Source organism: Arthrobacter sp. zg-Y916 (assembly GCF_020907385.1).
Lineage (GTDB): Bacteria > Actinomycetota > Actinomycetes > Actinomycetales > Micrococcaceae > Arthrobacter_B > Arthrobacter_B caoxuetaonis.
In genome coordinates this window covers 1-25,370 of the sequence record NZ_JAJJOD010000010.1, presented here as the reverse complement: position 1 = coordinate 25,370, position 25,370 = coordinate 1, and the positions used below count along the sequence as shown (strand labels likewise).

The 25,370-nt window shown below is 66.5% G+C and carries 26 protein-coding genes and 2 riboswitches; of the genes, 11 read left to right on the top strand and 15 right to left on the bottom strand.

Annotated features, from left to right (window positions below):
- The first annotated feature begins 86 nt into the window (after positions 1-86).
- Entirely contained in the window at positions 87-914 is an 828-nt protein-coding gene (locus LOC59_RS15160; protein WP_227896619.1) for a DUF1206 domain-containing protein, read from the top strand.
- Here LOC59_RS15160 and LOC59_RS15155 read toward each other — a convergent pair.
- Genes LOC59_RS15155 through LOC59_RS15135 form a run of 5 tightly spaced genes read right to left on the bottom strand, consistent with a single transcriptional unit; the run spans position 911 to position 5,948 of the window.
- Positions 911-1,786, bottom strand: coding sequence for a MetQ/NlpA family ABC transporter substrate-binding protein (locus LOC59_RS15155; RefSeq protein WP_229972880.1), 876 nt, complete (start codon positions 1,784-1,786; stop codon positions 911-913). The two genes, LOC59_RS15160 and LOC59_RS15155, sit on opposite strands and share 4 nt — an antisense overlap.
- A 39-nt stretch (positions 1,787-1,825) precedes the next feature.
- Positions 1,826-3,040: an acyl-CoA dehydrogenase family protein gene (locus LOC59_RS15150; RefSeq protein WP_229972878.1), complete on the bottom strand. Its 1,215-nt coding sequence runs from the start codon at positions 3,038-3,040 to the stop codon at positions 1,826-1,828.
- Complete coding sequence (locus LOC59_RS15145) at positions 3,037-4,461, bottom strand: NtaA/DmoA family FMN-dependent monooxygenase (protein ID WP_331460474.1); 1,425 nt, start codon at positions 4,459-4,461, stop codon at positions 3,037-3,039. The genes LOC59_RS15150 and LOC59_RS15145 overlap by 4 nt, the downstream gene beginning before the upstream one ends.
- Positions 4,462-4,498: 37 nt before the next feature.
- Positions 4,499-5,164, bottom strand: coding sequence for a methionine ABC transporter permease (locus tag LOC59_RS15140; protein ID WP_227915756.1), 666 nt, complete (start codon positions 5,162-5,164; stop codon positions 4,499-4,501).
- Entirely contained in the window at positions 5,157-5,948 is a 792-nt protein-coding gene (locus tag LOC59_RS15135; RefSeq protein ID WP_229972876.1) for a methionine ABC transporter ATP-binding protein, read from the bottom strand. The genes LOC59_RS15140 and LOC59_RS15135 overlap by 8 nt, the downstream gene beginning before the upstream one ends.
- 96 nt (positions 5,949-6,044) lie before the next feature.
- Positions 6,045-6,147, bottom strand: a riboswitch (SAM riboswitch).
- A gap of 159 nt (positions 6,148-6,306) precedes the next feature.
- Here LOC59_RS15135 and LOC59_RS15130 point away from each other — a divergent pair.
- Positions 6,307-6,876, top strand: a complete 570-nt coding sequence (locus LOC59_RS15130; RefSeq protein ID WP_229972874.1) for an SAP domain-containing protein — start codon at positions 6,307-6,309, stop codon at positions 6,874-6,876.
- On the opposite strand, the gene LOC59_RS15125 is transcribed toward LOC59_RS15130, so the two are convergent.
- Positions 6,873-7,289 (bottom strand): CoA-binding protein, encoded by a 417-nt coding sequence (locus tag LOC59_RS15125; protein ID WP_227915761.1) that lies wholly within the window; start codon positions 7,287-7,289, stop codon positions 6,873-6,875. The genes LOC59_RS15130 and LOC59_RS15125 overlap by 4 nt on opposite strands.
- An 83-nt stretch (positions 7,290-7,372) precedes the next feature.
- Positions 7,373-8,146, bottom strand: coding sequence for an alpha/beta fold hydrolase (locus tag LOC59_RS15120; protein WP_229972872.1), 774 nt, complete (start codon positions 8,144-8,146; stop codon positions 7,373-7,375).
- Between the two features lie 152 nt (positions 8,147-8,298).
- On the opposite strand from LOC59_RS15120, the gene LOC59_RS15115 reads away from it, so the two are divergent.
- Together LOC59_RS15115 and LOC59_RS15110 are read left to right on the top strand one after the other, a co-directional pair.
- Complete coding sequence (locus LOC59_RS15115) at positions 8,299-9,006, top strand: TetR/AcrR family transcriptional regulator (RefSeq protein ID WP_227896611.1); 708 nt, start codon at positions 8,299-8,301, stop codon at positions 9,004-9,006.
- Positions 8,990-9,739, top strand: coding sequence for an SDR family NAD(P)-dependent oxidoreductase (locus tag LOC59_RS15110; RefSeq protein ID WP_227896610.1), 750 nt, complete (start codon positions 8,990-8,992; stop codon positions 9,737-9,739). The genes LOC59_RS15115 and LOC59_RS15110 overlap by 17 nt, the downstream gene beginning before the upstream one ends.
- A 52-nt stretch (positions 9,740-9,791) precedes the next feature.
- On the opposite strand, the gene LOC59_RS15105 is transcribed toward LOC59_RS15110, so the two are convergent.
- Both LOC59_RS15105 and LOC59_RS15100 read right to left on the bottom strand, forming a co-directional pair.
- A complete protein-coding gene (locus tag LOC59_RS15105; RefSeq protein WP_229972870.1) occupies positions 9,792-10,154 on the bottom strand; it encodes a hypothetical protein in 363 nt (120 codons plus the stop codon).
- A 35-nt stretch (positions 10,155-10,189) separates the two neighbouring features.
- Positions 10,190-11,581: an LLM class flavin-dependent oxidoreductase gene (locus tag LOC59_RS15100; protein ID WP_229972868.1), complete on the bottom strand. Its 1,392-nt coding sequence runs from the start codon at positions 11,579-11,581 to the stop codon at positions 10,190-10,192.
- Positions 11,582-11,618: 37 nt separating this feature from the next.
- Positions 11,619-11,735: riboswitch (SAM riboswitch) on the bottom strand.
- A gap of 431 nt (positions 11,736-12,166) precedes the next feature.
- On the opposite strand from LOC59_RS15100, the gene LOC59_RS15095 reads away from it, so the two are divergent.
- From LOC59_RS15095 to acs, 4 genes are all read left to right on the top strand, one after another.
- On the top strand, positions 12,167-12,994 hold the full coding sequence (locus tag LOC59_RS15095; protein WP_227896607.1) for an ABC transporter ATP-binding protein: 828 nt from the start codon (positions 12,167-12,169) through the stop codon (positions 12,992-12,994).
- Positions 12,995-13,102: 108 nt separating this feature from the next.
- Positions 13,103-14,170: an aliphatic sulfonate ABC transporter substrate-binding protein gene (locus LOC59_RS15090; RefSeq protein ID WP_229972866.1), complete on the top strand. Its 1,068-nt coding sequence runs from the start codon at positions 13,103-13,105 to the stop codon at positions 14,168-14,170.
- Positions 14,170-15,027: an ABC transporter permease gene (locus LOC59_RS15085; protein ID WP_229972864.1), complete on the top strand. Its 858-nt coding sequence runs from the start codon at positions 14,170-14,172 to the stop codon at positions 15,025-15,027. Before LOC59_RS15090 ends, LOC59_RS15085 begins: the two co-directional genes overlap by 1 nt.
- Positions 15,018-16,997 carry an acetate--CoA ligase gene (acs, locus tag LOC59_RS15080; RefSeq protein WP_229972862.1) on the top strand — a complete coding sequence of 660 codons (1,980 nt, stop codon included), beginning with the start codon at positions 15,018-15,020 and terminating at the stop codon, positions 16,995-16,997. The genes LOC59_RS15085 and acs overlap by 10 nt, the downstream gene beginning before the upstream one ends.
- Here acs and LOC59_RS15075 read toward each other — a convergent pair.
- Positions 16,994-17,293: a hypothetical protein gene (locus LOC59_RS15075; protein ID WP_227896603.1), complete on the bottom strand. Its 300-nt coding sequence runs from the start codon at positions 17,291-17,293 to the stop codon at positions 16,994-16,996. The genes acs and LOC59_RS15075 overlap by 4 nt on opposite strands.
- An 83-nt stretch (positions 17,294-17,376) precedes the next feature.
- On the opposite strand from LOC59_RS15075, the gene LOC59_RS15070 reads away from it, so the two are divergent.
- Positions 17,377-18,753, top strand: coding sequence for an O-acetylhomoserine aminocarboxypropyltransferase/cysteine synthase family protein (locus LOC59_RS15070; protein WP_229972860.1), 1,377 nt, complete (start codon positions 17,377-17,379; stop codon positions 18,751-18,753).
- Entirely contained in the window at positions 18,746-19,246 is a 501-nt protein-coding gene (locus tag LOC59_RS15065; RefSeq protein WP_227896601.1) for a CoA-binding protein, read from the top strand. Before LOC59_RS15070 ends, LOC59_RS15065 begins: the two co-directional genes overlap by 8 nt.
- 117 nt (positions 19,247-19,363) lie before the next feature.
- On the opposite strand, the gene LOC59_RS15060 is transcribed toward LOC59_RS15065, so the two are convergent.
- Positions 19,364-20,131 carry a hypothetical protein gene (locus tag LOC59_RS15060; protein WP_227915777.1) on the bottom strand — a complete coding sequence of 256 codons (768 nt, stop codon included), beginning with the start codon at positions 20,129-20,131 and terminating at the stop codon, positions 19,364-19,366.
- Entirely contained in the window at positions 20,128-20,676 is a 549-nt protein-coding gene (locus tag LOC59_RS15055; RefSeq protein WP_227915780.1) for an RNA polymerase sigma factor, read from the bottom strand. Before LOC59_RS15055 ends, LOC59_RS15060 begins: the two co-directional genes overlap by 4 nt.
- Positions 20,677-21,089: 413 nt before the next feature.
- Here LOC59_RS15055 and LOC59_RS15050 point away from each other — a divergent pair, with 413 nt between their 5' ends.
- Complete coding sequence (locus LOC59_RS15050; protein WP_227896598.1) at positions 21,090-22,505, top strand: amino acid permease; 1,416 nt, start codon at positions 21,090-21,092, stop codon at positions 22,503-22,505.
- Here LOC59_RS15050 and LOC59_RS15045 read toward each other — a convergent pair.
- The 3 genes from LOC59_RS15045 to LOC59_RS15035 all read right to left on the bottom strand — a co-directional run bounded on the left by LOC59_RS15045 (position 22,502) and on the right by LOC59_RS15035 (position 25,015).
- Positions 22,502-23,305: a carbon-nitrogen hydrolase family protein gene (locus LOC59_RS15045; protein WP_227915781.1), complete on the bottom strand. Its 804-nt coding sequence runs from the start codon at positions 23,303-23,305 to the stop codon at positions 22,502-22,504. The two genes, LOC59_RS15050 and LOC59_RS15045, sit on opposite strands and share 4 nt — an antisense overlap.
- 39 nt (positions 23,306-23,344) lie before the next feature.
- The gene (locus LOC59_RS15040; RefSeq protein WP_229972858.1) at positions 23,345-24,463 is read right to left on the bottom strand and encodes an NAD(P)-dependent alcohol dehydrogenase; all 1,119 of its coding nucleotides are present in this window, start codon (positions 24,461-24,463) and stop codon (positions 23,345-23,347) included.
- Positions 24,464-24,565: 102 nt separating this feature from the next.
- Positions 24,566-25,015: an Hsp20/alpha crystallin family protein gene (locus LOC59_RS15035; protein WP_227896595.1), complete on the bottom strand. Its 450-nt coding sequence runs from the start codon at positions 25,013-25,015 to the stop codon at positions 24,566-24,568.
- Positions 25,016-25,370: the final 355 nt, after the last annotated feature.

Genomic DNA, 25,370 nt, shown 5'->3' with positions numbered 1-25,370 from the left:
ATGGCAGGATGGAAGGAATTAGTAAGCACACGAAGTTCTGGGCGGCCCCCACTGGCCGCCGCCAACCCTTGGAGGACGTATTGGCCATGGACCGTACACACGGCAGCGGAGGTAAGTTCACCCAGGCCGCAGAACGCGCCGCGGATTCGAAGGGGTTCGAACGGGCCGCACGCGTGGGCTACGTAGCCAGCGGGGTGCTTCACGCCCTGATTGGCATCATTGCGTTCCAGATCGCTTCCGGAGGAGGCGGCAACGCCGATTCCTCCGGCGCCGTCGCCGCCCTGTCCCAGCAGCCCGGCGGCATTTTCCTGATTTGGTTCTGTTTTGTCGGCTGCATTGCGCTGGCACTGTTCCAGGCATCGCGGGCTTTCCTGGACCGCGGAGGCGACAAAAAGGAAGTCTGGAAAAAGCGCGCCACCGACGCCGGAACGGCCATCGCCTACGGCGCCATCGGAGTCACCTTCGGAATCTTCGCCCTGGGCGGCTCGAGCGACAGCGAGCAGAGCCAGGTCACGTGGACCGCACGTCTCCTCAGCCAACCGACAGGCCAGCTGCTCGTCGGTGTGGGCGGAGCCGTGATTGCCGGCATCGGTCTCTACTTCATCTACAAGGGCTTGACGCAGAAGTTCCGGGAGGACCTGGGACCGATCCCCGGGCAGACCTGGCAGCGCACGGCGACTGTCACGGGGATCGGCGGTTACACCGCCAAGGGCATCTCGCTCCTCATCCTGGGCGGCCTGGTGATAGCGGCAGCAGTAACTGCGGACCCGGAAAAATCCACCGGGCTCGACGGCGCCCTCCGCACCCTGAACGAAGCACCGCTGGGCTGGCTGGCGTTGGGCGCCGTCGGCGTGGGACTGATCTTCTACGGCTTGTACATGGGACTCATCCGGGCACGCTTCGGGAAGCTCTAGGCCTCCCACCAGGAGCTGAGGTCCTCCAGCGGATCAGCGTCCCACGGGGTGGGCAGCACGCCGTGCATGTAGCCCGCGAACCATTCCCGGACTTCCGGCGACTGGTAGGCCTCCTGCAGGGCCTTGGCCTTCTCGGTCTCCGCGAACTCCGCGGTGCCGGCCACCACGCAGCGGAACGGAATCTGGTCTGCTTCCTTCTCGAAGGCCAGCGCGTCATCCGGGGAAAGGCCGATTTCCGCGGCCAGCCGCACGAACAGCACTCCGGCGTCCACATCCGGCAGGGTTTTGGAGAGGGACTGCTGGTCCACCTCCACGAACTCGAAGTTCTTCGGGTTAGCCGTAATGGTTTCCTGCGAGGTGTGGATAACGCCCACTCCCTCCTTGAGTTCCAGCAGTCCAGCGTCGCGCAGCAGCACCAGCCCGCGTCCATTGTTGGCGGGGTCCACCGGCAGGGCGATGCGCGCGCCGTCGGGCAGGTCCTGCAGGCTGGAGTAACGCTTGGACCAGATCCCCGCCGGTGACCCGTAAACGTAGAACAGCGGCTGCACCTCGAGCAACTGATCCACGTTGAACTGCTGCAGGTAGGCGCCGTGCTGGAAGTAGTTGGCATCGAACTCGCCGTTGGAAACCGCCAGGTTCGGCTGGATGATGTCCGTGACGTAGGTTGCCTCCAGCGTCCAGCCCTTGGCCTTGAGCAGTTCGGCGGCGATCTTGGTGGGCTCCTGGTACGGAGCGGATTCGGTGGCGATAATCTTGATGGTTTTGTCCCCTGAGGCTGCTGCGCCGCCGGTGAGGCCGCAGCCGGTGGCGGCGGTCAGTGAAGCTGCGCCGGCACCGGCGAGGGCAAGCTTGAGGAAGTTCCTGCGTTCCATGGGATGGTCCTTTAAAGGTCGGTGAAGAAAGAGGTTGGGTTAGCGGTACGCGGAGGGAACCGGTTCGGCCCCGTTGAGGAAGTACCGGCCGAGTTCGTTGTATTTGTAGGCCACCGGGTCATGCAGGGTGTGGGTGCGGACGTCCCGCCAGTACCTGTCGAACCCGTATTTGCTCCCGGCGGCACGGGCACCGGTGACGTCGAAGATCCGCGCCGTGACATCCAGGGACACCTCGTGTGCGGTGATCTTCGCGGCTGCAATCTGCTCCGCCACCCCCGCCCGCTCCGCGGCAGTCAGCGTCTCTCCGGCGTCGAAGGCCCATTGCAGGGCGGTGGTGGCCTGCTCGACGACGGCGGCAAGCGCCTGGAGTTTCGCAGCGAAGGACCCGTAGTGGTTCTGGATAAACGGATCGTCCGACGCCGTTTCCACCTCCGCGTGGAACCACGGCCTGGCGGTGGACAGCGTGTAGTCCCGGGCGGTGAGCACCGCGCCTTCCGCGGCCGCCAGATAGGCGTGCGCAAAGAGCAGCTGGAACGCGGGGGTGGTGAGCACCTGGTGCGGTTCCCGCTCGCCGTCGTGCGCTCCCAGGTTGGTGATCACGGCTGCGTCCGGCACAAACACGTCCCGGAACTCGATGGTGTTGGTGGCGGTCAGCCGGGAGCCCAGCACGTCCCAGTCGTCGTGGCGGAGAACGCCGTCGGAAGCGGTGTCGATCACCAGCGCCAGCCGGTCCCCGCCGTCGAGCACTGCCCGCGCGTAGATCTTCTCCGCAACCCGGCTGCCCGTGGCAAAGGGTTTCCGGCCGGTGACCAGGTGACCTCCGTCAGTGCGCCGGGCGGTGGCCTGCGGTCCCTGGGGCGTCCCTGTGGAGGACCAGAGCCACTGGTGGTCCAGGCACTCGTCCGCCAGGGCCTGACCGCGGGATTCGTCCAGGTCAATGAACGGGAAGGCCTGGAAAATGTAGTGGTAGCCCAGCAGCTGACCGATCGAGTTATCCGCGCGGGCCACCCGCTGCACAATTTCGAAGGCGGTGCTCCAGCCGATTCCCGTACCGCCGAAGCGGGCCGGAATGGTCAGCGGAAGCAGCCCGGACCGGCGCAGGATTTCAACTTCCGTGAACGGCGGCTTGTTGGCGGCGTCGCGTTCCAGCGCGTCAACGCCGAGGATCGCGGCAACCTCGTCTGCGACGGCGAACCAGCGCGCCGCGTCCGGGGCGGGGCTGTAACCGTAGCGGGTGAGCAGGCTGGCGGTCATTGGGTAACTCCTGACGCTGAAAGGGTGTTTTCGGACGTGAAGGCGCCGCGGAACTGAGCGGCCCGGTGCCGCTCGTTGAGGAGCGGGCCGGCTCCGAAGAGCTTTTCGCGCAAGGTGCCCGGGGCGTATTCGCTTTGGGCCAGGCCGCGGCGGCGCAGTTCGGGCAGTACCCCCTCGATGAAGTCCGTGTAGGAGCCGGGCAGGATCGCGTTGATGATGTTGATACCGTCCACGCCGGCATCCTGCCAGCGGTCAAGCTCGTCGGCGATCTGTTCCGGGGTGCCGGTGACCTGCTGGGCTTCGGTGCGGTAGCGGGCCACGTCGGCCAGGGTGGGGTTGCCGCCGGGTGTGGAGTCGATGATGGCCTGCAGCACGCCGCGGCCGCCTTCGGTCTGCACGTCACCAAGCGGGGTGTCCAGGTCCAGCCCGCCGAGGTCGATGCCGAGGCCCCCGCCGATGTGCGCGATTACGGCATCGAGGTCCAGGTATTCGTCCAGTTCGGCCTTCTTGCGCTGCGCTTCGGCTTCGGTTCCGCCCACTACGAAGGACAGCCCGGTGAAGACTTTGATGTCATCTGGAAGCCGCCCGGCCTCGGCGGCGCGGGCACGGACCCCGGCGGCAACCTTCGCGGCGTGGGCGTGGTTGGGCGCGAAGATGAACGTGGCTTCGGCGTTGGCGGCCGCGAACTGCTGCCCGCGGCCGGAGCTGCCGGCTTGGAACAGCACCGGTGTGCGCTGCGGGGAGGGCGAGCTCAGGTGCGGTCCGTCGATCGAGTACCGCTCGCCGCGGTGATGGATCTTGTGGACCTTGTCCGGGTCGGCGTGGACGCCGCTGGCTTTGTCCTGGACCAGCGCGCCGTCGTCCCAGGATCCTTCCCAGAGCTTGTAGACCGCGTCGGTGTATTCATCCGCCCAGTCATAGCGGCGGTCGTGCCCGGTCAGCCCGTCGCCGTCGAAGTTGCGGTGCGCGTTGTCCAGGACGGAGGTGACGATGTTCCAGCCGGCACGGCCGCGGGAGAGGTGGTCCAGCGTGGACATCTGCCGGGCGAACTGGAACGGATGGCTTTGTACAACGGACGACGTCGCGGCCAGCCCAATGTTCCGGGTGGCACCTGCCAGCGCGGCGAGGAGCAGGACCGGATCGTTGGCCGGCACCTGCAGCCCGCGGCGCACGTGGGAAGCCCAGCCGCCGTCGTGGTTTCCGTACAGGCCCACCACATCGGCGAAGAAGAGGGCGTCGAACTTGGCGTCTTCGAGCTGGCGGGCCAGGTCCGTCCAGAACCCCAGCTCGTTGAAGCGGTGCTGTCCGGCGTCCGGATGGCGCCACTGGCCGCCGCGGATGTGGCTGGTGGTGTTCATCAGGAAGGCGTTCAGCAGCAGGCGCGGACGCGGCCCGGAAAAACGGGTACTCGGAGTACTCACGGTGGTTCCGTTCTGTAGAAGTCGGTTGGAGGAGAAGCTAGAGGCGCTTGTCAGCGCGGCGGGAGAACCAGGAGCCGCCCAGCTGCACGGCCTGGACCAGCAGGACCATCAACACAATCGCGGTGAGCATCAGCCCGGTTTCGTAGCGGTAGTAGCCGTACCGGATGGCGAAGTCGCCGATTCCGCCGCCGCCCACCAGGCCGGCCATGGCCGAGTAGGAGATGAAGCTGACGGTCATGATGGTGACGGAACTGATCAGGGCCGGACGCGCTTCGACCAGCAGGACATCGCGGACGATCTGCCCGCGGGTGGCTCCCATGGACCGGGCGGCCTCCACCACGCCGCCGCCGAGAGCGGTGATGTTCTGTTCCACGAACCGGGCGAAGTAGGGGATGGCGTTGATGGTCAGCGGCACGATTACCGCCGCGGTGCCGATGGTGGTGCCCACCACGAACCGGGTGAACGGAATGATGGCGATCAGCAGGATCAGGAACGGAAAGGACCGGACCAGGTTCACCAGTGAATCCAGCACCCGGTGAAGCCGGGGTTTGTGGACCAGTCCGTCCGGTCCGAGGGCGAAGAGCAGGACACCCAGCGGGGTTCCGATCAGAACCGCCAGCGGAATGGCGACGACGAGCATGGTTCCGGTCTGGCCCAGTGCCGCGAGCAGTTCGGGCCAGACTTCGGCAATGCGCTCAAGCAACGCGGGCTCCTTCCCGGCGGGCAGCCCGGTCCAGGGTGATCTCGTCGGAGATCAGGTACCGTCCGATCGAGGTGGCCGGGGTGAACCCGGGCCGGACAAGCTCCGTGAGCGCAAACTGTTCCACGACCCGTCCCTCCTCCATGACGGCCACGTTGTCCGCAATGGCCTTGATGACGTTCATTTCGTGCGTCACCACCACGATCGTGATGCCGAACCGCGCGTTGACGTCGGAAAGGTACTGCAGCACGGACGCGGTGGTGCGGGGGTCGACGGCGGAGGTCGGCTCATCGCACAGCAGCACCTTGGGCCGGGTGGCCAGGGCCCGGGCGATGGCAACCCGCTGCTTCTGCCCGCCGGAGAGCTTGGCCGGGTAGGTTCCTGCCTTCTCCGAGAGGTCGACGACGGCGAGCGCCTCCAGTGTGCGGCGCCGGCGCTCGGCAGCGTTCTTCACTCCCGCGAATTTCAGCGAGAGCTCCACGTTCTGCGCGGCCGTGCGGTTGTTCAGCAGGTTGAAGTGCTGGAAGATCATCCCGATCTCATGCCGTGCTGCGCGCAGCTCGGCATCCGCCAGGCCGGTCAGGTCCCTTCCGTCGACCAGGACCCGGCCCGAGGTGGGACGTTCCAGGAGGTTGATGTTGCGCAGCAGCGTGGATTTGCCCGCACCGGAAAACCCGATGATGCCCTGGATGCTGCCTTTGGGGATGTCCAGGGACACGTTGTCCACGGCGGTGAAACTGGATCCGCCGGTGTCAAAAACGGTCGAAACATTCTCGATCCGGATCATGCTCTCCTCCTTCAGGTTGTGAAGGCGCGCGCCGCGGAGTCCACAGCTTCAGCGCGCCGGAGCACGTTTGAAGGGGACCAAAAGATAGCGGGTGCTTCTCCATCGGTCCTGGCGGTAGCACCCCTCTGCTCCGAATGAATTACGGAAGGGGTTGCTGCGGCGTCACGGAGCCAGGTCTCTCAGCCGCTCTGGATGGTTACGGGTTCATGCTGACCGCTGGCGGGAGCCCGCGCAATGTTGTGACCGCACATGACGCAGTGCGTCCGTGCGTGACGTGCATCACCTGGGTCACCAAGAGTTTCCTCGTCTACGGCGCGGGCTGGGGCCTGCGGCATCTTCGTCGGGCAGGATGGAAGGCGTGATTCCGCCGCAGCGCCCGCCGCTTTCCACCGATCTCAGCGAGACGCAGTTCCTCCGCTGGTATTGGCTGAAGGAGGAATTGCAGGGCTTCGCCCGGGCAAACGGCCTCAGCGCCGCCGGCTCAAAGGCCACTGTCAGCTCACGCGTCGCGGCTTGCCTGGCCGGACGCCCCCGGGCGGAAGCGCCCGCCCGCCCACCGCGCAGGCCTGCGCCGTTGGTCCCGCCGCTGACGATTCATACGGTGGTTCCTGCCGGGCATCCGTGCAGCCAGGTGCTCCGGGAGTTCTTCGTCAATGCGCTGGGGCCCGGTTTCCGGTTTGATGCGCCCATGCGGGCGTTCTTCGCCGACAATGACGGAACTGCGACGCTGGCCGCGGCGCGGGACCACTGGCATGCCACCCGGTCAGGGGATGCCCGGCCAATCGGGCCGCAGTTTGAGCTGAACCGGTTCTCCCGGGACTGGCACGCCTCCCACCCCGGCGGCACCCGGGACCAGATGCTCACGGCGTGGAAAACCCACCGTTCACTGCCGGTGGACCTGCGCCCGGCCGCTCCGGCGGGGCCTTAGAGCCCGTAGCGTCCCGCTTCAATGACGGGGCAGGTATCCATGACGACGTCGAGCCCCGCTTCGGCGGCGCGCTGGGCGGCCGCCTCATCCACGACGCCGAGCTGCAGCCAGACGGCCTTGGCACCGATGTCGATGGCCTGGTCCACAATGTCCCCCACCCGGGCCGAATTCACGAAACAGTCGACGACGTCGATCTGGCCCGGGATCTCGGCCAGCCTGGTGTAGCCCTTATTGCCGAAGACGTCGTCGCCCGCCAGGTTCACCGGGACGATCTCCATCCCCAGCGAGTCCTGGACAAATCTGGAGACGCCGACTGCCGGACGCAGCGGATTGTTCGAGAGACCTACCACTGCCCAGCGTCCCTTGGATGAGAGCAGGCGGGATATAACCTCGGGATCATTGCGGTGTGCCATTCTGGCCCTCCCTCCGGTTGGAACTCAACGGGTCTACAGCGTACGCGCCGTCCTGCGACTGGTCGATCAGGCGTCCGCGGCCTTTATTCCAGGAAGTCGTTGACCGCCTCGGCAAGCACTGCATCGTCCAGTCCGTGCCAGGATCCCTCGAGCAACTGGAAAGAACCCTCCGGGAGGATTTCGGCCGTCTCGCGGGCCCAGCCCTGCAGCCGGGCATCGCTGCCGCTGCTGGCCAGCACCAGGACCGGAACATGAATGCCGGTGAGGGATTGGATGTCGGTTTCCAGCATGAGGGTGAGATCGTAGGAGATGGTGTGCGCCGCCGGCTCGAAAGGTGAGGGTTCGGATTGCTCGATGAGTTCCTCCGGAACACCGATGGACTCCTGGAACAGGCGCACGGCTCCCGCCCGGTCCTCGGCGTCGATCAGGGCTTCAAGCTGCGGCCGGATGTCAGGCCCTGCCGAGCCTTCCTGGGAGAGCGGCGGTTCGACGGCAATGACGCTGGAGACAACCGCTGATTCCGAAGCGGCGCGGAGGGCAAGGATCGCTCCCGAGGAGGTTCCCAGCAGGTCCGCCGATCCACCCGCGGCCTGCACGACGGCCAGCAGGTCATCCACCTCGGATTCGGGGGTGTATTCCTCCCCGTCCCCGCTTTCGCCCTTACCCCTGCGGTCATACGTGTAGACGGTGTGGCCCTCTGCCAGCAGTTCGGCAACCCCGGCCAGGCCGGAGGTGGTCCGGTCCATCATGATGGGATCCACCACCACCAGCGGCGGACCCTGGCCGTGACGTTCCCAGGCGATGGGCGTTCCGTCCGCGGACAGTACGCGTCCCGATGCGTCAGCTGCTGGATCCATGGGATTCTCCTTCGCCGGGGCGGGCCGCCGCTGGCCCTGCCTCCACCGTAGGAGCGCGTGCAGGCTGGGTCAATGCTCCTAAAGATACGGTCATCAAGCGCTCGTGCAGGCCTTGAGGTATACACTGTAAACACGCTACGGAAGGGACGGTCGTGCCCCACAAGCAACCGCAACCACTGAACGCCGCCGCCATCACGGAAGCCGGCGTCCGGATTGCCGACGCCGACGGCCTGGACGGCGTCTCGATGCGCCGGGTCGCCGCCGAGTTCGGGGTCTCCGCAATGGCACTTTACCGCCATGTGGCTGACCGGCGGGCCCTGTTGCTGCTCATGGCCGACGCTGCCGCCCGCGACTATGAACTGCTCCCCACCCCGAACGCCGCCTGGCAGGAGATGCTCCAGCACATGGCCGATGCCCAGTGGCGTGCATTCCAGGCACATCCGTGGCTGCTGCGCATCATCCTGACGCCGCGGCGGCTGGTGAACGTGGCAACACCCGAAGAGATCGAGCTGCTGCTCTCCCGGCTGCGGAAGGCAGGACTAACCAGCGAGCAGGGCTTCGATTGCCTGCTGGGCGTTTCTGCCGCCGTCATCGGCACCGCTTCCATTACCGCTGCAGCTCTCACGGGCCCCGAGCGCACCGGAACGGAACGCGACCAGCGCTGGGGTGACGACGCCGTCGCCCCCTACCCGCAGGCCTTGGGTTTCCGGGACCAGGGCATCAGCTACGCCGCGTCGCGCCGCTCCTTGGATTTCCTCGTAGCGAACTTCATCGCCGGGGTTGAACAATCCCTCACCCACCCGCCGGATTCCGAAAGGGCACCGGCATTACGGAAGGAAGACCATGCAACTGCAAAATAAGACCGCGATCATCACGGGCGGCGCCGGAGGGATCGGGCAGGGAATCGTCCGCCGCTTCCTGGCCGAAGGGGCCAAGGTTGCCGTCGTCGACATTGACCAGGCGCAGGGAGACAAGCTCCTGGCTGAACTCGATGGCCAGGGCGACGTTATTTTCATTGCCAAGGACATTTCCAAGGAGGAGAGCACCAAGGAGATTGTGGCGGAGACCGTGGAGCGCTTTGGCGGCCTGGATGTCCTGGTCAACAACGCGCATGCTTCCAAGCAGGCTCCGATTATGGAGACTACGCAGGAGATGTGGGACCTGTCCTTCAATACCGGGACCATGGCCACGTTCCATCTGATGCGCGCTGCCTATCCAGAGCTGAAGAAGACCCGCGGAAGCATCATCAACTTTGCCTCCGGCGCGGGCATGAAGGGCCTTCCCAACCAGGTCACCTACGCCGCCGCGAAGGAAGCCATCCGCGCCATTTCACGCACGGCGGCCAACGAATGGGCCAAGGACGGCATCCGCGTCAACGTGGTCTCCCCGATCGCGCTCACCCCGGGCATCGCCCAGTGGAGCCAGGCGTTCCCGGAGGCCTTCCAGGAAGTGGTGGACGGCATTCCCCTGGGCCGTCTGGGCGATCCGGAGACGGACATCGCTCCGATCGTGGTGTTCCTGGCCAGCGAACAGTCCCAGTACATGACCGGCCAGACGCTGATGGCCGACGGCGGCTCGATCAAGATCTACTAGATCCTGCCGGCAGGAAGCGGCGGCTGCGTGCCGCCGCTTCCTGCTGTCCTGGCTAGAGCTCCGCAGCCACGGCGTTCAGCACCTCGGTGACGTCGGCCTTGCCCTGCCCGTAGTCGAAGATGGTGGTCGGAACGTGGGGTGTGCTGGTGGCCACCACCCGTGTGGTTGCAGCGTCCACCGGCTCGAAGGTGAGCACAATGTCTTCGCCGAACGTCTTCCACGTGGTTCCCGCCACCAGCTCTGCCCGCTCCTGCCAGATCCCGGTGAGGGTCATCCGTGGAAGCCCCGCCCCGGCCCGTTCGACGGCAGGAGGGAGCGCCGAGACAGGCGCCGCGACCACCATTTCCCCGCGGGCCCGGGCGCGCTTGGAGGTGACGTTGAGACTGAGAGCTTTGGTGTTCCCCGCATTTGTCATGCGCACGAGCCTAACGGAACCCCCGCAGGGCCGGCCTAGCGGCGGACCGCTGGGTCCAGCCGGAACCGCGCGCCGCGGTGGTCCTCCGGAAGCTTGTCACCGGCACCGAAGAGCTTCTGGCGCAGGGTTCCGGGGGCATACTCCGTAGGGTACGCGCCGCGCTTCTGCAGCTCGGGCACCACGAACTCGACGACGTCCTCGAAGGTTCCGGGCGTGACCGCGTAAGCCAGGTTGAAGCCGTCGACGTCGGTCTCCTCGACCCAGCGGATCAGCTCCTCGGCCACCTCCGCACCGGAGCCGACCAGCCGCGGGCCCAGTCCGCCGATCCCGGCGGTCTCGGCGATGTCGCGCACTGTCCAGGGCTCGCCGTCGTCGTTCACTTTCTGGAAGTTCGCAGCCGCCGACTGGATGGCGTTGGATTTCACGGCGCCGAGCGGCTGGTCTAGTTCATAGGTGGAGAGGTCCACACCCATCCAGCCGGACATCAGCGCCAGGGCACCTTCGTCGCTGGTGTAGCTCTGGTAATCCAGGTGCTTGGCTTCGGCTTCCTCGGAGGTGGCGGCCGTGATGATGGTCAGCAGGGTGTAGATCCGGATCGAGTGCCGGTCCCGGCCGGCGGCTTCCGCGGCGTCGCGGATCTTCGTGACCGTGGCCTTGAGCTTCTCCACTGTGGACGCGCCCACGAACACTGCTTCAGCGTTCTCCGCCGCCAAGCCGATGCCGCGCGGCGATGCGCCTGCCTGGTAGATCACGGGGGTGCGCTGCGGAGACGGCTCCGAGATGTGGATGCCGGGGACCTTGAAGTATTTGCCCTCATGGTTGATGTCATGGACCTTGGACGGATCCGTGAAGACGCCGGTTTCCCTGTCGCGGACGACGGCGTCGTCTTCCCAGGAACCCTCAAGCAGCTTGTAGACGACTTCGAGGTATTCGTCGGCGTGGTTGTAGCGCTCGTCGTGCTCGAGCTGGTCCTCCTGGCCCATGTTGCGGGCGGCCGAAGGCAGGTAGCCGGTAACGACGTTCCAGCCGACGCGCCCGTTGGTGAGGTGGTCCAGCGTGGAGAGCCGGCGGGCGAACGGGTACGGATGCTCATAGGCGGTGCCGGCGGTGACGCCGAAGCCCAGGTTTTCGGTGACCAGGGCCATCGCGGAGACCAGCAGCAGCGGATCATTCACCGGCACCTGCGTGCCCTGGCGGAGGGTGGCTTCGTTGGAGGAACCGTAGACGTCGTAGGTGCCCAGCACGTCGGCAATGAAGATTCCGTCGAAAAGCCCGCGTTCGCAGGTCTTCGCCAGGTGGGTCCAGTAGGAAAGCCTGGTGTAGTCCGCCGACCGGTCTTCGGGGTGGCGCCACAAGCCGGGTGACTGGTGTCCGACGCAGTTCATGTCGAAGGCGTTGAAGCGGATCTGGCGGGGAGCGCTGGTCATCGAAGAATCCTTTCCCAGGCGACGCACCGGGGACGGAGCGCCGTACTTGCCGCCGACGGATTCGCCGGGCGACCGGATCGTCATCTGGGGCACCCCGCTACGGAAAGAGGGTTGCCGCCCAACCAGCCAGAGCTTTGCGTTGGGACTCATGATCCTGCGGCTCCAGTATGGGCCCCTGAGCCGGGGCCGGCGCAACCCCGGCCGTGTCACGCGGCGTAACGCCCGGCGTCGTACCTCCAACTCCGCCCGCCTCCGCGCCGCCTCTCCGACCACCGAGAGGCCACTTACGGCTGGTTTGGGCGCTCAAAAGAGCCGTAAGTGGCCTCTCGGCGGGAAATAGGGCCGGAGGGACCCGGATTCGGAATGTTACGCGGGGACTTGCCCGCAGGCTGTCCGAGGGCGTTTAGTTGCACTTGACCATCCCGAGCGGCTGAGAGACCTGGATCAGTGAAGCCGCAGCAACCCTGGTCGGAGTGCTTCCTCCTTGAGGCACTGCGATAGCGAGGTGGACGTCGCAGGAGGCCGCTAACCCGGCCCAGGACGTTTTCCGTAGGGTGCTACTGCCAGGACCGATGGAGTGTTCACATGACTGCAGTACTGTCCTCCGGCTCCCATGCCGTTTCCACTGCCCCGCGTCCCACGCCAGACTCTGCCCTGCCGGTAACGTTCGACGGCGTTGGCCGCGCCTTTGGTTCGGGCGCAAACGCCCACGTGGTGCTGCGCGACATCAATTTCGAGGTCCGTCCGGGCGAAGTCCTGGCCATCCTCGGCTCCAGCGGCTGCGGCAAGTCCACGCTGCTGCGCGCGACCGCCGGACTCGACGCCGCCTCCACCGGGCAGGTGCTGATCGACGGTACTGCCGTCCGCGGCATCGATGACCGGTGTGCCGTTGCCTTCCAGGAACCGCGGCTGCTTCCGTGGCAGACCCTGCAGGCCAACGTCGCCATCGGCCTGCCCAAGAGCACCAGTGCGTCCGAGGGCAAGGCCAAGGTCGCCGAGCTCCTCAAGCTGGTTGAGCTGGACAGCTTCGCGAAGCACCAGCCCCGCGCCGTGTCCGGCGGCATGGCCCAGCGCGCGTCGCTGGCCCGGGCGCTGGCCCGCAAGCCCGGCGTGCTGCTGCTCGACGAACCGTTCGGCGCCCTCGACGCCCTGACCCGCCTCAAGATGCAGGACCTGCTGCTGGACGTGCACCGCGCAGCTCCGGCCACTGTCCTGCTGGTCACGCACGACGTCGACGAGGCGCTGCAGCTCGCGGACCGGATCATTATCCTCGGCCGGGAACCGGGCAAGCCCGGTGCCACCATCACGCAGACCATCACCGTCCCGGGCGCCCGTCCGCGGGACCGTGCCTCGGCTGAACTGGCACGAATGCGCGGAGAGCTCTTGGCGAGCCTCGGCGTCGACCGCCACTAGGCGACCCCTCCTCCCCCACCGCCGCGGGCATTCCCGCGGCGGATGCCGCGGGCGATCCGTGCCCGCACCGCCCTTCTTCCCTGCCCTCCACTTCCTGAAGGAATCCCCATGAACCGCCGTTCCCGCTTCTCCCGCCGCCCGCCCAGCTTCTCCCGCCGCCCCCTCGCCGTCCTGGCCGCCGCTGCCGCAGCGTTCTCGCTGGCCCTCACGGGCTGCGTTGCCGGCGAAGACTCCTCCGGCGCTGCCGCCAATGATGCAGCCGACGGCGGCACCCTGAACATTGACTTCGCCACCTACAACCCGCTCAGCCTGGTCATCAAGGACCAGGGCTGGCTGGAAGCCACCCTTGAAGAGCAGGGCGTGGACGTGAACTGGGTGCAGTCCGCCGGATCGAACAAGGCCAATGAGGCACTGCGTGCCGGAGCGATCGACGTCGGCTCCACCGCCGGTTCGGCTGCCCTGCTGGCCCGGTCCAACGGCTCCCCGATCAAGACCATCAGCATCTACTCGCAGCCGGAATGGGCCGGACTCCTCGTCTCTTCCGACTCGGACATCAGTTCCGTGGCTGACCTGGCCGGCAAGTCCGTCGCCGCCACCAAGGGCACCGACCCGTACTTCTTCCTGGTCCAGGCGCTGGAAGAGGCCGGGCTGAGCACCTCCGATGTCACGGTTGAGAACCTGCAGCACGCGGACGGCCGCACTGCCCTTGAAAACGGCGCCGTGGACGCCTGGTCCGGCCTGGACCCGATCATGGCCGGCGCCGAGCACGCTGGTGCCGAGTTCCTTTACCGCAATCTGGACTTCAACACCTACGGCTTCCTGAACGCCACCGAGTCCTTCCTGGAAGAGCAGCCGGAAGTAGCCCAGACCGTGGTCAACGTCTATGAAAGGGCGCGTGCCTGGGCAGCCGAGAACCCGGAAGAAACCGCGCAGATCCTCGCCGACGTCGCCGGCCTGGACCTCGAAGTGGCCCGCACCGTCATTCTGGAACGCAGCAACCTCGACGTCGACGCCGCCCCGGGCGACGCCCAGCGCAAGGTCCTGGAAAAGGTGGGACCCGTGTTCGTCGAGACCGGCGACGTCGCCAGCCAGAAGGCGATCGACGACGCCGTCGCCTCCCTGCTGGATGCCTCCTTCGTGCAGAAGGCCGATTCGGCAGCCGTTAAGGAATCCTGATGAGCAGCAATTCCCAGCAAGCTTCCGTTCCCGTGGCCGTGGGTCCGCAGGGCCCGTCCGCGGCTGTCCCGCCCGTCACCGGGCGTCCGTCCGCCGGCGCCCTTTCCCGGACCTGGGTCCGCGTGTCCCTGGGCCTCGTCGTTCCGGTACTCCTGCTGGCCCTCTGGCAGCTGGTGTCCGTGCTCGGCCTCTTCAGCGCCGTGCAGCTGCCCTCACCCGGCGCGGTCCTGACCTCCGCCGCTGACCTGATCGAGCGCGGCGAGCTGGGCACGCACATCGCCATCTCCACCCAGCGGGTCCTCACCGGCTTCGCCCTCGGCGCCGCCCTGGGCCTGGTCCTGGGCGCGGTACTGGGCCTCTCGAAACTGGCCGATGTGCTGCTGGGCCCGCTGTTCGGCGCCGTCCGGGCCGTTCCGTCCCTGGCCCTGGTTCCGCTGCTTATCCTGTGGATGGGCATCGGCGAGGACTCCAAGGTCACGCTGATCACTATCGGGGCGTTCTTCCCGGTCTTCACCACCGTGTCCCTGGCTCTGCGGCACGTGGACAAGAACCTCGTGGAAGCAGCCCGTGCCTTTGGCCTGAACGGACTGAAGCTGCTCACCACGGTGCAGCTGCCCGCCGTCGTACCCTCGGTCTTCTCCGGCCTGCGCCTTGCGCTGGCCCAGTCCTGGCTGTTCCTGGTGGCCGCGGAACTGATCGCCTCCTCCATGGGGCTGGGCTTCCTGCTCACCGACTCGCAGAACAACGGCCGCACCGACCGGATGTTCCTGGCAATCGTGCTGCTGGCGGTCATCGGTAAAACAACGGATGCCCTGCTGGGCGTCGCAGAGAAGTGGGCAGTGAAGAAATGGGCGTAGGCACAGCAACCCAGACAGCAGCCGAACCGGAGTTCGCCAGTGAATCAGAGCGCATCGCGTTCTGGGAAGAGGCTGCCCGGCGGCTGCAGTGGGAGACGCCGTGGCACACCGCGCACCGCTTCACCCCGCCCCAGCGGCTCAGCGGCCCGGACGTTCCCGAAGCCGATGCCGAGTACACCGTCCCGGAGATCGAATGGTTCGCCGGGGGCCGGCTGAACGTCGCAGTGAACTGCGTGGACCGCCACGTTGCCGCGGGCCGCGGCAACAAGGTTGCCCTGCACTGCGAGGGCGAGCCCGGGGACCGGCGCAGCATCACCTACGCGCAGCTGCAGAAGGAAGTCTCCAAGGCTGCCAACGCGCTGCTGGCCCTGGGCATCGAAAAGGGCGACCGGGTGGTCATCTACCTCCCCGTCATCGCCGAGACCATCATCATCACGCTGGCCTGCGCCCGGATCGGCGCGGTGCATTCGCTGGTGTTCGGCGGGTTCTCCGCGGAGGCACTGAAGTTCCGGGTGGAAGACACCCGGGCCAAACTGCTGGTCACCACGGACGGGCAGTTCCGCCGCGGCACTGCCGTTCCGGTCAAGGACAACGCGGATGAAGCAGTGTCCGGTGAAAACGCGATCGAACATGTCCTGGTGGTGAAGCGCACCGGCTGCGACATCGCCTGGACCGAAGGGCGGGATGTCTGGTGGCACGACACCGTGGACACGGCCTCCGACGTGCACGAGCCGGAATCCTTCGACGCCGAAACGCCGCTGTTCATCATGTACACCTCCGGCACCACGGGAAAGCCCAAGGGCCTGGTCCACACCATGGGCGGCTACCTCACGCAGGCGTCCTGGAGCTACGAGTTCCTCTTCGCCAATCCGGACGAATCCGCGCGCGGGCAGGACGTCCACTGGTGCACTGCCGACCTGGCCTGGGTCACCGCGCACACCTACGAGATCTACGGCCCGCTCTCCAACGGCGTCACCCAGGTCATCTTCGAAGGCACCCCGAACACCCCCCACCCGGGCCGGCACTTCGAAATCATCGAACGGTACAAGGTCACCAGCTACTACACCGCCCCCACCCTGGTCCGGTCCCTGATGGGCTGGTTCCCCGACGGCGTCCCGGACACCTGGGACCTGTCCTCCATCCGCTTGCTCGGCACGGTCGGCGAAGCGGTGAACCCGGAAGCGTGGCGCTGGATGCGGGAGAACATCGGCCGCGGTGAGGTCCCCGTGATCGATACCTGGTGGCAGTCCGAAACCGGCGCGACGATCCTGTCTCCGCGCCAGACCGACACCGCGTTCAAGCCCGGCTGCGCCTCCCGCGCCCTGCCCGGCGTCTCCACCAGGATCGTCGACGGGGACGGCAACGACGTTCCGCCGAACGTGCAGGGCTTCATCGTGGTGGACCGGATCGGCCCGTCGATGGCCCGCACCTGCTGGGGCGACCCGCAGCGCTACCTCTCCTCCTACTGGCGGCAGTACGCGCAGCAGGGCTGGTTCCTGGCCGGGGACGGTGCACGGTACGACGACGACGGAGACACCTGGATCCTGGGCCGCGTGGACGACGTGCTCAACGTCTCCGGCCACCGGCTCTCCACCATCGAAATCGAATCGGCACTGGTCTCCCACCCCTGGGTCGTGGAGGCCGGGGTCTGCCCCGTCGCGGATCCGAAGACCGGGCACGCGATTGCCGCGTTCGTGGTCCTGACGGATGCCGCGGCCACGGACGGGGACGCCGTCACGAAGGCCCTGCGGGACCACGTCGCCAAGGAGATCGGGCCGATCGCCAAGCCGGCCGCCGTCGTCGTGGTTCCCGATGTACCGAAGACCCGTTCCGGGAAGATCATGCGCCGCCTGCTCACGCAGCTGTTCGAGGGCAGCACGCTTGGAGACACCACCAGCCTGCAGAACGAGCCGTGCATTCCCGCGATCCACGCTGTGTGCGAGGAACGGCGTGCCGGGAGCGCTGCCTAGTGAACGCGCGCCAGCGTCACCCGGTCCAGCTCCACCGCGCCGCCCATGGCACGGTGCAGGCGCACGAACTCCACCGGAGACACTTCCAGGATGGTGGTGTTGTGCTTCGGCGGCAGCAGTTCCGGATGCCGGCTGTCCATCATTTCGGTGAACATCTTCTGCGCCTCGACCCGGTCCATCGGGTCCGTGGGTGTGATTTTGTGGTTCGCCGAGGCCAGTTTGTATCCCGTTTCGACCACGATCACGTACTGTTCCATGCCGGCTCCCCGGGTCGCCTCGTCGCATCTGTTCTTCACATTGTTGGTTTTCCGCACCTAATAAAGCAACCATCGGAGAACCGCTTACCCGCGGTTCCCCCAAGGAAGGAGCACTCAGTTCCATGAGTGACCGCCAGTTCGGCTTCCGCACCCGTGCCCTGCACGCCGGCGGAACCCCCGACGCCATCCACGGCGCCCGTGCCGTGCCCATCTACCAGTCGACGTCGTTCGTGTTCAAGGACACCGCCGACGCCGCGAACCTGTTTTCGCTGCAGAAGTACGGCAACATCTACTCCCGGATCGGCAACCCCACGGTCGCCGCGTTCGAGGAACGCATCGCGTCCCTCGAGGGAGGAATCGGAGCCGTGGCGACGGCATCGGGCATGTCAGCGGAGTTCGTGACCTTCGCGGCCATCTGCTCCGCCGGGGACCACATCGTGGCCGCTTCCCAGCTCTACGGCGGAACGGTCACGCAGCTGGACGTCACGCTGCGCCGCTTCGGGATCGAAACCACGTTTGTTCCCGGAACGGATCCTGCGGACTACGCGGCGGCAATCCAGGAAAACACCAAAGCCGTGTATGCCGAGGTTGTGGCGAACCCCAGCGGCGAGGTCACCGACATCGAGGGCCTGGCCAAGGTGGCGCACGACGCCGGTGTGCCGCTGATTCTCGATGCCACGCTGAGCACTCCCTACCTGGTGCAGCCGTTCAAGCACGGCGCGGACATCGTCATCCACTCCGCCACCAAGTTCATCGGCGGTCACGGCACCACCCTCGGCGGCGTCGTCGTGGAGGCCGGCACGTTCAACTGGGGCAACGGCAAGTTCCCGGCCATGACCGAACCGGTGCCCTCCTACGGCAACATCTCCTGGTGGGGGAACTTCGGTGAATACGGCTTCCTGACCAAGCTCCGCTCCGAGCAGCTGCGCGACATCGGGCCCACGCTGAGCGCGCAGTCCGCGTTCCAGCTGCTGCAGGGCGTGGAAACCCTGGCCCAGCGGGTGGATGAACACCTGCGCAACGCCCAGGCCGTGGCCGAATGGCTGGAAGCGGACGAGCGCGTGGCCTGGGTGTCCTATGCCGGGCTGCCGTCCCATCCGCACCATGAACGGGCCAAGAAGTACCTGCCCAAGGGACCCGGTTCCGTGTTCAGCTTCGGCGTGAAGGGCGGCCGGACCGCAGGCCAGACCTTCATCGAGTCGCTGCAGCTCGCCTCGCACCTGGCGAACATCGGCGACTCACGGACCCTGGTGATCCACCCGGGTTCCACGACACACCAGCAGCTCTCCCCCGAACAGCTGGCTGCTGCCGGTGTGCCGGAGGACCTGGTCCGGATCTCCGTGGGGCTGGAGGACCTCGACGATATCCTGTGGGACCTGGACCAGGGCCTCACCGCCGCTGCGGCCGCCGCAGCGTCCCCGGCTGCCGCCGTCGAACCGGCGTCCTGCTCCGTGCCCGCCGCGACCGCTGCCCAGACCCAGGAGTCCGCCAATGTCTGAAACACCCGATACCCGCACCTGGCAGAGCCCCAGCGCCCCGGAACGCCTGGCCCTGCTGCGTTCGGCGAAGTCGATCGCGATTGTCGGAGCATCGGACAAGCCCTCCCGTGCGTCCTACTTCGTGGCGACGTACCTGCTCTCCTCCTCGCCGTACAAGGTGTACTTCGTGAACCCGGTGGCCAAGGAAATCCTGGGCCAGCCGGTGTACGCGTCGCTGGCGGACCTTCCGGAGACCCCGGACATCGTGGACGTTTTCCGGCGGCACGAGGACCTGCCGACGGTTCTCGAGGAAGCGAAGGCTGTGGGGGCCAAGACGCTCTGGCTGCAGCTGGGCTCCTGGCATGAGGACGTGGCCCGCGGTGCCGAAGCGGCAGGAATGAACGTGGTGATGGACCGCTGCGTGAAGATCGAGCACGCCCGGTTCCACGGCGGCCTGAACCTGGCCGGCTTCAACACCGGAGTGATTTCCTCCAAGCGCCAGCTGACGGTCTAGCCCTCTCCGCCGCCAAAACCACCGAGAGGCCAGTTACGGCTCGTTTCACGTCTGAAACGAGCCGTAACTGGCCTCTCGTGTGAAAAAGGACGGGGTTAGCCGAAGTCCGCGGCCCGGTCAGTCATCATCCCGGCCGCTCCTAGCCCGGTTTTCCTGGCTCTTGCCGCGCTCACCGTGGTCCTTGCCGTACCCGTCTTTCGACGTACCGGAACGCTTTTCATGCTCCCAGCCGGATTGCCTTTGGCCATTCTCTGAACCGTTGCCCGGGTTCCCCTGGTTCCAGTCCCGGCCGCTCCGCTGCTCTGAACGTTCGGGAGCACGTTCCGGAGAATCTTCCGAAGGGCCTTCCGCAGCGCCATCCGTAGGCGCGGCGGGCACGGCCGGCACTGACGGCACGGACGGATCGGCTTCGGCTTCGGCTTCGGCTTCGGCTTCGGCGGACGGAACCGCCTCCGGGTCCGGGATGGTTTCGGCAGCAGGTGCAGGATCGGCGGAGGAATCCGGAAGGTCGGTTGGCGCCGGGGTCTCCGGAGCCGGCGCCGGGGCCGGGATCTGCTCGTAGTGCACGGGCGCGGGCAACTCGTGCGAGTTTTCTGCGGTCACCCAAAAGTCGCCGTTCGCAGCGACGCCGGTAGTGCCGGCAGCCATGGCCGCAATGACCGCTCCGCCCAGGAGGAAACCACGGCGGCGGGACTTGCGAAGAGGGGTGACTCCTGCCATGAAGAGGGCCTCCAGTTCGGCGCACGGCGCCGGCGCCTCGCCGCGGGACTCGGTGCGCAGCTTCCGGAGCGCGTCTGTGAGCTCCGGTGTTGCTTCGACACCTGATTCATCCAAGAGGCGCCGGATTGCTTCTTCGTCGCCGGGGTTGCTGGACATCCCGTTCATAGTTCCGCTGCCTCCTTTCCTGCGAAGCGTTCCTTGAGGGCCGCCAGGGCCCTTCTTTGAAGTTGTTTGACGGAGTTTTCCGTCTTCCCCATGATTTGCGCTGCTTCCTCCAAGGAGAGATCCGCGACGACGCGCAGGAGAATCACCTCGCGCTGCTGGTCCGTGAGCCCTTCCAGCAGGGGGGCAACCATGTGGGAACTCGCCATCACGGTGTCCTCAGCCGATTCCGAATACCGGATATCCGCCAGCGGGTCATAGGGGGCGGGGGCGGGCTGGCGCTCACGCCGCCGCTGGTCATCGACCATCCGGGCGTGGGCAACGGAAAAGGTGAAGGTTCGCAGACCTGCGGCTCCGCCGGTGATTGTCGATAGCTTGCCGAATACCGTCAGGAAGACCTCTTGTGCCAGGGCTTCAGGATCGTCACAGCCCTTGGACTTCAGGTAGCCAAGGACGGCTGGCGCCAGGGACTCGTATACGGCCCGGAGTGCCGCGGGGCTGTTTGCACGCGCCTCAGCGACCATCTGCTCTGTGAGCGGGTCAGCCAAGGCGGGGTCCTTCGATCCAGAACGTTGGGGCGAACCAAATCGTACCCCGCCCAGGCTGATCCTGCAGGGAAATGGCCGCGCCGAAGCTTTTTGGGGGGATAAACCCCGGCGCGGCCATTACACAGAGGTAATCGTCCATAGACCGGGAAAAGTTACGCGGTTGCGAAAAACTTTTCCCTTCCGTTCCGGGCCGCTTGTCACTTCGGTCCGGACCTGCACGCCGCCGGCCGTTCGGCCCCTGCGGGACGGTCCGGAGAGGTCTCCGGAGAGGCGGCGGCGCCGCTGAATGTGGGAGACTTGAGCGGCGCCCGCCCCCGTTGGTGCGCGCCGCGCGGCAAGCGGGATCAACAAGCCTCCAAGCCCCGCACCGGACCAGCAACCCCGGCGGCCGAGTGCCCCGGCACAGGAAGACCATGCCCCTCACCACCCCCCTTGACCGCCGCAGCGACACCGGGCTCCAACGCAGCCTGTCCGTAAGGCACATCCGTTTCATTGCGCTTGGTTCCGCCATCGGCACCGGGCTGTTCTACGGCTCGTCCCAAACCATCCAAGCGGCGGGACCAGCCGTGCTGATCGCGTATCTCATTGCCGGCTGCGCGGTGTTCCTGGTCATGCGGGCACTGGGAGAAATGGCCGTACGCCATCCCGTCGCCGGCTCGTTTTCGCAGTACGCCGGCCGCTATCTTGGCCCCCGCATGGGTTTCCTCACGGGCTGGACGTTCGCCTTCGAGATGATCATTGTTGCCATCGCCGACATGACTGCCGTGAGCATGTACATGGGTTTGTGGTTCCCGGACACCCCGGGCTGGCTGTGGATGGTCGCCGCGATGCTGGTGATCGGCGGGTTGAACCTGATGCGCGTGAGTGTCTTCGGGGAACTGGAGTTCTGGTTCACCCTGATCAAGGTCTCCACCATCATCGCGATGGTGGCCGGCGGCCTGTACCTGATCGTGTTCGGCATCAGCACCGGCGGCTACGAACCGGGCGTGCACCATTTGGTGGACCACGGAGGTTTCGCACCCTTTGGAGTGTGGGGAGTCGTCATGAGCCTGGGAATCGTGGTGTTCTCCTTCGGCGGTATCGAGACACTTGGGGTGACCGCCGGCGAAACCGGGGACCCGCAGCGGGCCATCCCCAAAGCAGTCAACACCGTACCGGTGAGGATCCTGCTCTTCTACATCCTCTCCCTGGGCGTCATGCTCTGCCTCCTGCCCTGGGACCGGATCGGTTCCGAGGGCAGCCCCTTCGTGCAGGTTTTCGCGGGCCTGGGCATTCCGTTCGCTGAACACCTCATCAACGCCGTGGTCCTGACGGCCGCACTGTCGGCGATGAACTCGATCTTCTACGCCGCCGCCCGCACCATGTACGGGCTCGCCGAACAGGGCCACGCCCCGAACAGCTTCACCCGGGTGTCCCGCTTTGGTGTGCCCGTCTGGCCGGTAGGCATCCTCATGGCCAGCCTGGTCGCGGGGCTGGGGCTGTATCTGTGGATCCCGGACCAGCTGTTCCTGGTGGTGGCCTCGATTGCCACGTTTGCGACGCTCTTCACCTGGTCTTCCATCCTGCTCAGCCACCACCGCATGAGACTGGAAATGCGCCGGGAGGGGACGCCATCGGCCGGCTTTGCGTTCCCGGGATGGCCGGTGCTGAACTATGCCGCGCTGGCCTTCATGGGCGTGGTGACCGTCATTCTGGCCTTCACCGGACCCGGCCGGACAGCCCTGGCCGTCGGCGGGGTGTGGCTGCTGCTGATGCTCGCCGCTTACCGGTACCTCGTTAAGGGCCCGGGGCGGCAGCCGATCGAACTGCCGGAACCAAACGCGCGCTAGCCGTCCAGAATCTGCTCATTGGCGGCAAACCGGCGGTTTTGCAGCACCGGAAGGAATTCCCGGACCTCGTCAATGCGGCTGCGCACGACGTTGGCAGTAACAACGCCGGACGGCTCCTCACCGAGGAAGACCTGCGGGATGCCCAGGGGATCAAGCACCACGGAGTGGCCAATCGTGTGGGAGCTCGAGGTGCCGGCAGCTGCCACCCACACGGTGTTCTCGATGGCCCGGGCCTTCAGCAGCGTCTCCCAGTGGTCCACTTTGTGCTCACCTTTGAACCAGGCGGCAGGCACGGCAAGGAGGTCCGCTCCCTGGACGGCCAGGGCGCGGGCCAGCTCGGGGAACCGCAGGTCGTAACAGGTCATGAGCCCCACCCGCAGGCCGCCGATCTCCACCACCTGAATGCCGCGGTCCCCGGCCTTGATCCGGGTTGATTCCTGGTAGCTGAAAGCGTCGTACAGGTGCAGCTTGCGGTACGTCGCGGCAATCCTGCCGTCGTTATCGATGGCGACCAGGGTGTTGTAGGGCCGCTCTTCCCCTGAGGATTCATACCCGCCGGCGACGACGGCGATACGCAGTTCTGCGGCAATCAGCGAGAGCTGCTGGACGAACCTGGTCCAGCCGGCGTCGACCGCTGATGCGAGGGTCCCCTCGACCTTGCCGATGCTGAACATGGACTCTTCGGGGAAGACGATCAGCTCGGACCCTTCGGCTTTTGCCTTCTCAGCCAGCGAGCGCATCGCCGCAAGGTTTTCCTCGACGTCTCCGCCGGGGCTGAACTGACCTACGCTGACCAACATCGGATGACCGCCTTGCTCGGGACCGGATTTTTCTCCAGCCTAGTGCAGGTCCTCGAAGTGGAGCACAGGTTTCAGCACCTCTCCGGCCTTCGCGGCGGCGGCGGCATCGTTGATTTCATTGAAACGGTAGGGGGTCACCAGCTTCTGCAGCGGGAACCGTCCCTGCTGCACCAGGTCCACCAGCGCGGGCAGGAACAGCTGCGGAGTGGAGTCCCCTTCCGTAATGCCGAGCACCTGGCGCCCGTTGAGCAGGAAGTTCACGTCCAGCTCCACGGTTGATCCGGAGGCGGGTGCGCCAATCAGGCCGAGCTTGCCCAGCGGAGCCAGGGAGTCCGCTGCAGCCGCCGCGACGTGGGTGCTTCCCGTTGTCTCCAGTGCGTGCGTGACACCCGCGCCGTCCGTGAGTTCCAAAAGCGCCTGCAGCGCATCGGTACTGCCGGAATTGACGACGTCGGTCGCTCCGAGTTGCCGGGCCAGCTCCAGCCGCGAGTCCACCAGGTCCATGACCACGATCCGGGTCGAGCCGCTGAGGGCCGCAGCCATCACGGCGGAGAGACCCACGGGACCGGCCCCGAAGACCGCCAGGGTGGAACCCGGCTCGGGGCGCAGCACGTTCAGGACAGCACCGGCTCCGGTCTGGATTCCGCAGCCCAGCGGCGCGAGCAGGGTCAGGTCTGCGTCGGGATCCACCTTCGTGACGCCGCGCTCATCCGCGAGGACCAGGTTCGCGAAGGAGGACTGGGCGAAGAAATGTCCGTGGACTCCCTTACCGTCCTTGGTGATGGTGGCACTGCCGTCCATGCGCGAGCCGCCCAGGAGGTTGAGGTCCAGGAAGTCCACACAGTAGGCGGGATGGCCGCTGCGGCAGTTCCGGCAGGTGCCGCAGCTGGTGAAGCTGAGCAGGACGTGGTCGCCGGGAACCACGGAGGTCACGGCACTGCCCACCTCCTCGACGACGCCGGCTCCTTCATGGCCCAGGATGCCGGGCAGCGGGAACGGAATGTGGCCGGCCTGGACTCCGAGGTCGGTTCCGCAGACGCCTGCTGCGACCATCCGGACCACCACCTCGTCAGGACGGGGGTCGTCAAGAACGACGTCGGTGATTTCAAACTGTTCATGGACGCCGCGCAGGATCGCGGCACGCGCCTGGGTAGTCATGTGCCCACGCTACGCGGCCCGGTGCCCGCGCGTCAGTGCCCGGACACGGATCGGGGCGGCAGACGCGAACTCCGCCTGCCGCCCCGAATGGACATGGTGCTTCTAGGCGCTGACCGCCTCGGCTTCGCGGTGCTCGCCGCTGGTGCCCAGCGATGCCGAGGAGCCGGACTGCACCTCGATACGGCGCGGCTTGGCCTTTTCACTGACCGGGATCAGGACAGTGAGCACACCGTTTTCGTAGTGGGCGGTGATGCCTTCGGTGTCGAGACCCTGGCCAAGGCTGAGCTGGCGCAGGAAGGAGCCGCCCTCGCGCTCACGGGTCAGCCACTGCACGCCATCGGCGCCGCGCAGGGTGCGCTCGGCACGGATCGTCAGGAGCTGGCCGTCGACGTCGATGTCCACGGAGCCCGGATCGATGCCGGGAAGGTCGACGCTGAGGACATACCGGTCGTCCTGCCGGTAGAGGTCCATCGGCATCCCGCGCAGGGTTTCGCTGCGCAGGGTCTGGGCAAAACGGTCCAGTTCACGGAACGGGTCAAATCGGGTAGCCATCACACAATCAACTCCTTCACGCCTCCGCTGCTCCATTCAGCGGGCTGATCTGCTGTTTGAGGAAAGTTGAGTTGGATTCGCTCAACTTTCGGCAGTAGATTAGCACTCGAAGCATGAGAGTGCCAGTCTTAGTTCGGGCCCCTTATGATTTCCCCCGGGCGGATCACTCCGTCCCGCCGTCTTTCATTCGGAACTTGTCTGGAAGCAGGTCAACGTGTCCGTCCCCGCAGACTTCCGGCGGCGCCATCCCGGCGCCGCCCGGCTCCTGTCCCTCCCCAGCCGGGTTGCCGGCTCCCCTCCCTCCCCTGTGCGGGCCGCCGCCCGGGGGGTTTGGGGTCTGTGGGGTTCGGGCGCC

What these genes read in the sequence shown, in the direction of transcription:
- LOC59_RS15160 (WP_227896619.1), top strand. Translation starts at nt 87, where the DNA reads ATGGACCGTACACACGGCAGCGGAGGTAAGTTCACCCAGGCCGCAGAA.
- LOC59_RS15155 (WP_229972880.1), bottom strand. Translation starts at nt 1,786, where the DNA reads ATGGAACGCAGGAACTTCCTCAAGCTTGCCCTCGCCGGTGCCGGCGCA.
- LOC59_RS15150 (WP_229972878.1), bottom strand. Translation starts at nt 3,040, where the DNA reads ATGACCGCCAGCCTGCTCACCCGCTACGGTTACAGCCCCGCCCCGGAC.
- LOC59_RS15135 (WP_229972876.1), bottom strand. Translation starts at nt 5,948, where the DNA reads ATGATCCGGATCGAGAATGTTTCGACCGTTTTTGACACCGGCGGATCC.
- LOC59_RS15125 (WP_227915761.1), bottom strand. Translation starts at nt 7,289, where the DNA reads ATGGCACACCGCAATGATCCCGAGGTTATATCCCGCCTGCTCTCATCC.
- LOC59_RS15120 (WP_229972872.1), bottom strand. Translation starts at nt 8,146, where the DNA reads ATGGATCCAGCAGCTGACGCATCGGGACGCGTACTGTCCGCGGACGGA.
- LOC59_RS15110 (WP_227896610.1), top strand. Translation starts at nt 8,990, where the DNA reads ATGCAACTGCAAAATAAGACCGCGATCATCACGGGCGGCGCCGGAGGG.
- LOC59_RS15105 (WP_229972870.1), bottom strand. Translation starts at nt 10,154, where the DNA reads ATGACAAATGCGGGGAACACCAAAGCTCTCAGTCTCAACGTCACCTCC.
- LOC59_RS15100 (WP_229972868.1), bottom strand. Translation starts at nt 11,581, where the DNA reads ATGACCAGCGCTCCCCGCCAGATCCGCTTCAACGCCTTCGACATGAAC.
- LOC59_RS15095 (WP_227896607.1), top strand. Translation starts at nt 12,167, where the DNA reads ATGACTGCAGTACTGTCCTCCGGCTCCCATGCCGTTTCCACTGCCCCG.
- LOC59_RS15090 (WP_229972866.1), top strand. Translation starts at nt 13,103, where the DNA reads ATGAACCGCCGTTCCCGCTTCTCCCGCCGCCCGCCCAGCTTCTCCCGC.
- LOC59_RS15085 (WP_229972864.1), top strand. Translation starts at nt 14,170, where the DNA reads ATGAGCAGCAATTCCCAGCAAGCTTCCGTTCCCGTGGCCGTGGGTCCG.
- acs (WP_229972862.1), top strand. Translation starts at nt 15,018, where the DNA reads ATGGGCGTAGGCACAGCAACCCAGACAGCAGCCGAACCGGAGTTCGCC.
- LOC59_RS15070 (WP_229972860.1), top strand. Translation starts at nt 17,377, where the DNA reads ATGAGTGACCGCCAGTTCGGCTTCCGCACCCGTGCCCTGCACGCCGGC.
- LOC59_RS15065 (WP_227896601.1), top strand. Translation starts at nt 18,746, where the DNA reads ATGTCTGAAACACCCGATACCCGCACCTGGCAGAGCCCCAGCGCCCCG.
- LOC59_RS15060 (WP_227915777.1), bottom strand. Translation starts at nt 20,131, where the DNA reads ATGAACGGGATGTCCAGCAACCCCGGCGACGAAGAAGCAATCCGGCGC.
- LOC59_RS15050 (WP_227896598.1), top strand. Translation starts at nt 21,090, where the DNA reads ATGCCCCTCACCACCCCCCTTGACCGCCGCAGCGACACCGGGCTCCAA.
- LOC59_RS15045 (WP_227915781.1), bottom strand. Translation starts at nt 23,305, where the DNA reads ATGTTGGTCAGCGTAGGTCAGTTCAGCCCCGGCGGAGACGTCGAGGAA.
- LOC59_RS15040 (WP_229972858.1), bottom strand. Translation starts at nt 24,463, where the DNA reads ATGACTACCCAGGCGCGTGCCGCGATCCTGCGCGGCGTCCATGAACAG.
- LOC59_RS15035 (WP_227896595.1), bottom strand. Translation starts at nt 25,015, where the DNA reads ATGGCTACCCGATTTGACCCGTTCCGTGAACTGGACCGTTTTGCCCAG.